We start from the raw sequence: 6,530 nt of genomic DNA, 5'->3' as shown, positions 1-6,530 counted from the left end.
GCTCAACGCCGCACACGAGGGGTCGACTGCGGCGGGGATGGCGCTCGAACGGCGAGCGTGGTCCGGGCTGTTCGGCACCCACGACCAGCGCGAGGGGATGCGGGCGTTCGTCGAGAAGCGCGACCCCGAGTTCGAGTGACCGGCGCGCCACCGCCCGAGCGCGCTCTGGTAGTGATCAGCCCCCGTCGCGACCGGCACGAGGTGTTCGTTCCGGCCGTTTCGCGTCGCGGTGGGTAACCGAGGACTAACCGACGGATCGATGCTCCACTCGTCTTCGGTAGCGAGTTATTCGGCGTATAGTAAGGCGTCCATGGCGGGTTCTCTTCGACGAAATGCGATTCGACCATCAACCGATCGACGACACCCCACCATGCGGGCGGCTGTTCGTCTGTGAGCCCGTCGACCTCACCGGTGACGGCTACCCGGACCTCATCGTCGGCGGGATGGGCGCCGAGGCCCTACCGGTGCTCGGCGACCGAACGATACCGCTCGTCGGTCGGCTGTTTCGACGCCTCGAGAACGACCTCTTCTGGTACGAGAACCCCGGTCGGGGGAATCGCACCGACGGCGCGTCGTGGACTCGCCACACCATCTCGTCGGCGTCGGACCTCCACGCGCTCGGCGCGACGCTCGGCGACGTGAACGGCAACGGCCGCCTCGACCTGATCGTCGGGCAGGGGTTCGGCGGGAGCGACGTGTACTGGTTCGAACAACCGGCCGACCCGCGACGCGAGTGGACCGAACACCTGATCGCGGACGATTTCTCGAAGTACCACGACCTCGTGTTCGGAGACGTCGACAACGACGGACGCCCCGAAGTGGTCGGGGCCTCACAAGAGAGCGAGACGGTGTTCTACTACGACGTTCCGGCGGACCCTTCACAGTCCCCGTGGCCGAGCGACTGCCTGACCGTGATCAGCCAGCGGACCGACGTCGAGGGGCTCGCTATCGCGGACTTGGACGGCGACGGCGACAACGAACTCGTCGCCGGTACGGCGATTTATCAGCAGGCGGATAGCACTGCGGCAGCCGTCACCGCGGCCGGCGAACGCTCGACCGGTCGGGACGGCGAGCTCTCGCAAACTCGGGACGACGGACCTTCGGATGCCCGAAGCGACGACCACGGAGACTCGCGGTTCACGGACGATCCGGACGTGGCGGCCGGCTGGGTCCGCCAGCACGTCGTTACGGGCTGGGACTGGACGCGGGTCGCCGTCGGCGACGTGGACGACGACGGCGAACCGGAACTCGTGTTCGCGGAGGGAGACTCGCCGTTGCTCGGCGAGGGCATGGGTCGAGTCGCGTGGTTCGACCCCCCGGACTGGGAAGAGCACGTCCTCCACGACGACCTGTACTGTCCACACACGCTCCAGCTCGCGGACTTCGACGGGAACGGGTCGCTCGACGTGTACGTCGCGGAGATGGGGGCCGGTGAGAACGACGAGACGGCCCAGCACGTTCTGTTTAGGAACCGGGGCGGTGGCGACTTCAGAGAGACGGTGGTCGCGAGCGGGGTGCCCACGCACGAGGCGAAAGCCATCGACGTCGATGGCGATGGGCGTCCTGACCTCCTCGGAAAGTCGTACGAACCGAACGCACACGTCGACGTCTGGTACAACCGCGCATAATATGCGATGGGATCTCCACGAGTGGTTGCCGACCCGCTCGCGCACGTCGCCGGACGCGGAAGACAGCGAGGAGCGGAAGGACGTAACGGGCGGGACGATGCGGAGTACGGGGGACGCGACGGCCGCCGATCCGGATCGACCGCTCGTCACCGCGGTCGTCACGACGTATAACCGGCCGTCGTACCTGCGCGATAGCGTCGAGAGCGTGCTCGCGCAGACGTACGACCGGATCGAACTCGTCGTCGTCGACGACTGCTCCGAGACTCCCGCCAGCGAGACGCTCGCCGGGCTCGACGTCGAGTCACTCGTGCGGTACCAGTGCCTCCGCCACGACACGAACCGCGGCGTCAACGCCGCGCGGAACACCGGCGTCGAGGCGGGCTCCGGGAGGTACGTCGCGTTTCTCGACGACGACGACCGGTGGGTACCGGAGAAGATCGAACGACAGGTGGAGGGGTTCGAGGCCGCGGACGAGGACGCTGGCGTCGTGTACTCCGGCCTGAAGGCGATCCACGAGGACGGCGTTCGCGAGGAGTCGCCGCCACGCATCGACGGGGACATGACGAAAGCCTTGCTGTGTCGAAACGTCGTCGGATCGATGTCCGTCGTGATGGTTCGACGTGACCTCGCGACGGCGGTCCCGTTCGACGAGGAGTTCGAAGCCTGGGCGGACCTCGAGTGGTTCGTCCGAGTCTCCCAGCATGCCGCGTTCGTTCGGCTTCCCGAACCCCTCGTCGTATACGAGTACACGTCGCACGGCCGGCTGAGCGACGATTTCGAGAAGAAGCGTCGAGGATACTACAGCTTTCTCGACCGATTCGACGACGTCGCGGCGTCGTACGGCCGCCCGTTTCATCGGAAGATGCGGGCGTGGGCCGCGTACCGAACCGGCTCATCAGCGCTGTACACCGGTTCCTACACCGAAGCGCGGTGCTTCTTGTTGGTCGCGGTCACGCAGTACCCGCTGGAACTGCGGTTCTTCAAGTACCTCCTCACGTCTCTCGGTGGTCGATCAACGCACCAACTGGCCCAACGGATCGCCCGCGCGCTCGGATGAGGGGGACCCCTCCGCGGCCGACTATCGGCCGAACATCGACGGGGGGACCCGCTCGTCAGTCCGGGCGTCCTGGTTAGCCGACGCCTACCAAAGCACCGCCGGTCGAAAGCTGGCTCCATGTCGTTCGACACCCGTGGGGACCCGTCGCCCGCCGACAGACTCCCACTGGACCTCCTCGTCGTCACGTTCGTTTCGCTCGCAACGCTCGTTCTGGCCGCCTTCTGGACCGGCGGCGGTGTCGTTCGAACGGGATTCGGCGTGGTGTTCGTCGTCTTCTGTCCCGGCTACGCACTTGTTTCAGTACTGTTCCCGGGCCGGACTTCACACGTCCCGAATCGGTTGTCCTCGATACGAGAGCGACGGATGAGCCCCGTCGTGATAAGCGGCCTCGAACGAGTCGTGGCGTCGATCGCGGCCAGCGTCGTGCTCGTTCCGCTCGTCGGGTTCTTTGCACACTACACGAGGTGGGGGGTACGGCCGACGGCGATGCTGCTCGCTGTCGCGGGCCTGACCGTTGCTCTCTCTGCGGTCGCGGCGGTTCGTCGGCTTCGACTCCTGCCCGACGACCGGTTCGGCGTTGCTTCGCTCGCACTCCCACAACGACTGGCCGCGTGGGTGCGCGAACCCGACCGTCCCGCTCGGACGGCGCTCAACGTGTTTCTCGTCGTCGGATTGGTCGGGGCCATCGCGGGGATCGGGCTCGCCGCGGCGACGGCGACGAGCGGCGAGCGATACACCGAGTTCTACCTGCTCGGCGACGACCCCGACACCGGAAACGGGGTCGCGGACGAGTACCCGGAGCGACTCACGATCGACGGGGGAGCTGAGGTCCGTGTCGGGATCGAGAACCGAGAGGCCGACGCACAGTCCTACACGGTCGTCGCCCAGCTTCAGCGGCTGGATGACGACGGGGAACGGATCGTCGAACGAGTCGAGATCGACCGGTTCACCGCCCGCTTAGAGCCGGGCGAGTCGATAGAGCAGCGCCGGGCGATAGCACCCGAGATGGACGGCGAGGAGCTCCGACTCGTCTACCTGTTGTACATCGACGCGCCGCCGACGGACCCGAACGCCGAGAACGCGTACCGGTCGGTACACGTCTGGGTGGATGGGGCGGAGACGGACGCGGCGGGCGAGTGACGAGCTCTCGTGGCGTCCGACAGCGTTCGTCCGACCCGAGTGGGGCCGTTCGGAGCACGGGCCTCACTCCAGGGTTTTGGCGATGAAGGTGAGCAGCGCCTCGGTCCGTTCGGTACCGCGGTAGGAGACGGTTCCGTGCACTCGATCGTACTCGATGAGGTTCGCTTCCGCCAGCTTCGGGAGATGTGTGTGGCGCAGCTCGATCGCGGCTCGGCGACGCTGGTCGCCCGAGTGGTCTCTAGATACATCCGAAAAGAACGACTCGGTGAGTCGCTCGACGGTGACGAGGTCCTCCTCGACGGCACGCAGCTCCTCGAGGATCGCTCGACGCTTCGGATCGGCGACGGCTCGAAGCAGCACTTCGGTCGACGTGGTACGGATATCGGTGTACATAACGGGTCCCTCCATGTTCGGACGGGTCTGTTCAACTCGAGAGCGTGGTTGTGTTATATCCCGGCTCCCTTCGATTGGTAGTGTTCAGATAAGCTGATTCCATGCGAAAGCGAACGATCTCAGCCACTCGTCAGCTGTTTCTGCTTCGGCGTTGCTGAAACAGTTTGAGAAACAGATAGTTCTGCGTTTTACCTCACGAAAGACACGTTCGACACTGTTCCGATTTCCATGTCGTTCGTATCTGAAATCGAGGTTATGTTTTTCACAGGCTCGGTGAAGCGGAACCGCGCCATCGACGAGAAAGATCGCGTCATCTACATCGTGTTTTTCGCGGAGTTCCGCGAAAAACTGATCTGCGATCACGTTCGTTCTTGTTGGTTCAAGCTTTGTATGTAACAGATCATTTGAGTCAGGATCGACGGCGGCATACAGCCAATATTGTTCATCGTCAAGTTGAATCACAGTCTCATCAACCGCAACGTGATTCGGACTTCGACCAGATTTCGGCTGTAGATCAGCCTTATGAACCCAATTATGAACGGTAGATCGAACCCGATCAACACCGAATACCTCAAGAAACGAAACAGTATTCGAAAGCGATAATCCGGACAAATGGAGCTGAATACTGAGCTTCATCAACAGCTTCGGTGTTGCTTCTCGCTCCACAAAGTCTAAGTTTATCTCGTCTAAACAGCCGCTGAGGCGGTCGTTTTCGGGCATAGATCACTTTGAAAACGCACCGCCTCACCTTTCAATCCTTATCTGAACACCGCCGGTCTGGAAGGCGCTCGGCCGTCCCGACTACATCGTCAAGACCGGACTGCTCCGGATCGCCTGTCTCGCCGTGCTGATCTGGCCGGCCACCGCAGCGTGGGGGTTCGAGGGAACCGCGCTGGTGGTCGTCGCCGTGTACGCGTTTCCGATGCTGCCGCTCGACGTGTACCTCTCGGCTCGACTGGTCGAAGCGCGGTCCAGACAGTTCTACACCGAGTACGCGTATCCGTTCGTCGCCGCCGCGGTCATGTTCGGCACCCTGTGGTACGTGTCGTCCGCGACGGACCTGTCCCCGCTCGTCGAGTTCCTCGTGTTGGTCCCCACGGGTGCACTGGTGTACGTCGTCGTCGCGTTCCTCATCGAACGTCGATTCGACTGGGGGATCGAGCGTAACTTGCGGATGATCCACGACGGCATCAGGGGCTGACCCCGTCCGACCACCGACTCGGTAGGACCTCGGCAGCGCAGTACGGGGAATCGACACGCGAGTACGGCGTGAGCGCTCTCGGCCTTGAGTCGGCAACCGCCACGCTTTATTAATCAGCCCGAGTACCGGCGACATGGACCAGTTGCGGCAGTCGCTCCTCGACGCCCCGATCATCGAGAAAGGCGAGTACCAGTACTTCGTTCACCCGATAAGCGACGGCGTCCCGATGCTCGAACCGGAGCTGCTCCGGGAGATCGTCATCCGGATCATCCGGAAGGCCGAACTGGAGAACGTCGACAAGATCGTCACCCCCGCGGCGATGGGGATCCACATCTCGACCGCGCTGTCGCTGATGACCGACATCCCACTGGTCGTCATCCGCAAGCGCCAGTACGGGCTCGACGGCGAGGTCCCGTTGTTCCAGGAGACCGGCTACTCGGAGTCGGAGATGTACATCAACGACGTCGAGGAGGGAGACCGGGTGCTCGTGCTGGACGACGTGCTCTCGACCGGCGGCACGATGAAGGCCATTCTCGACGCGCTCACGAACGAGGTCGGCGCGGAGGTCGTCGACGTGGTCGCCGTCATCAAGAAGGCGGGCGACAACGAGCTCGACGACACCGACTACAACGTGAAGACGCTGATCAACGTGACCGTCGAGGACGGCGAGGTCGTGGTCGTGGACGCCCACGGAGACGGATAGGTCGCCGTCGCTCACGGCCGACCTCGCGCGGTGCCGTCGCCGGCGCTTTGCACCGGTTGCCCGAGGGACAAGCGGTCCCTCGCTGCTCACGGTCGCCTTCGGCGACCGCTCGCGGGCACGCGCAGACCCGCACCGTAGCCATCGGGTATAAACCCCGCGCCCACCCTCGTCGATGCCGGGCGCGCACCCCTTTTGAGTCGCGGTCGCCAACGTCGGGTACCCATGAGCAGCGCACTGTTCGTCGTGAGCGAGGAGGGGTACTGGGCCGAAGAGTGTATCGAGCCGTTGACGACGCTCGAATCGTCCGGCGTCGACGTGACGGTCGCGACCCCGTCCGGCTCGCCGCCGGTCGTCGACGAGGCATCGCTCGATCCGGAGGTCGCGGGCGGCGAGGAACGCGCCGCGGAG

7 protein-coding genes and 2 pseudogenes are annotated in these 6,530 nt (G+C 64.3%); 7 read left to right on the top strand and 2 right to left on the bottom strand.

Annotation, left to right across the window (positions count from 1 at the left end):
• The 4 genes and pseudogenes from ACFQEU_RS09645 to ACFQEU_RS09630 all read left to right on the top strand — a co-directional run.
• Positions 1–139, top strand: a pseudogene (locus ACFQEU_RS09645) (enoyl-CoA hydratase/isomerase family protein); the annotation flags it as partial.
• 193 nt (positions 140–332) lie between these two features.
• On the top strand, positions 333–1,628 hold the full coding sequence (locus ACFQEU_RS09640; protein WP_379781580.1) for an FG-GAP repeat domain-containing protein: 1,296 nt from the start codon (positions 333–335) through the stop codon (positions 1,626–1,628).
• 1 nt (position 1,629) lies between these two features.
• The gene (locus ACFQEU_RS09635) at positions 1,630–2,685 is read left to right on the top strand and encodes a glycosyltransferase family 2 protein (RefSeq protein WP_379781578.1); all 1,056 of its coding nucleotides are present in this window, start codon (positions 1,630–1,632) and stop codon (positions 2,683–2,685) included.
• A gap of 117 nt (positions 2,686–2,802) precedes the next feature.
• Positions 2,803–3,825 (top strand): DUF1616 domain-containing protein, encoded by a 1,023-nt coding sequence (locus tag ACFQEU_RS09630; protein ID WP_379781576.1) that lies wholly within the window; start codon positions 2,803–2,805, stop codon positions 3,823–3,825.
• A 63-nt stretch (positions 3,826–3,888) separates the two neighbouring features.
• Here ACFQEU_RS09630 and ACFQEU_RS09625 read toward each other — a convergent pair whose 3' ends face one another.
• Both ACFQEU_RS09625 and ACFQEU_RS09620 read right to left on the bottom strand, forming a co-directional pair.
• Positions 3,889–4,218 carry a DUF7344 domain-containing protein gene (locus ACFQEU_RS09625; protein WP_379781574.1) on the bottom strand — a complete coding sequence of 110 codons (330 nt, stop codon included), beginning with the start codon at positions 4,216–4,218 and terminating at the stop codon, positions 3,889–3,891.
• 84 nt (positions 4,219–4,302) lie between these two features.
• Positions 4,303–4,938 carry an IS6 family transposase gene (locus ACFQEU_RS09620; RefSeq protein WP_379781572.1) on the bottom strand — a complete coding sequence of 212 codons (636 nt, stop codon included), beginning with the start codon at positions 4,936–4,938 and terminating at the stop codon, positions 4,303–4,305.
• Between the two features lie 124 nt (positions 4,939–5,062).
• Here ACFQEU_RS09620 and ACFQEU_RS09615 point away from each other — a divergent pair, with 124 nt between their 5' ends.
• From ACFQEU_RS09615 to ACFQEU_RS09605, 3 genes and pseudogenes are all read left to right on the top strand, one after another.
• The gene (locus ACFQEU_RS09615) at positions 5,063–5,419 is read left to right on the top strand and encodes a hypothetical protein (protein WP_464383919.1); all 357 of its coding nucleotides are present in this window, start codon (positions 5,063–5,065) and stop codon (positions 5,417–5,419) included.
• Between the two features lie 133 nt (positions 5,420–5,552).
• Positions 5,553–6,122, top strand: a complete 570-nt coding sequence (hpt, locus tag ACFQEU_RS09610) for a hypoxanthine/guanine phosphoribosyltransferase (protein ID WP_379781569.1) — start codon at positions 5,553–5,555, stop codon at positions 6,120–6,122.
• A gap of 222 nt (positions 6,123–6,344) precedes the next feature.
• Positions 6,345–6,530: pseudogene (locus ACFQEU_RS09605) on the top strand (type 1 glutamine amidotransferase domain-containing protein); the annotation flags it as partial.

The organism is Halorubrum tibetense (assembly GCF_042661865.1).
Taxonomy (GTDB): Archaea; Halobacteriota; Halobacteria; order Halobacteriales; family Haloferacaceae; genus Halorubrum; species Halorubrum tibetense.
Note: the sequence above shows the minus strand (reverse complement) of the source record. Positions and strands in the feature narration are given on the sequence as shown.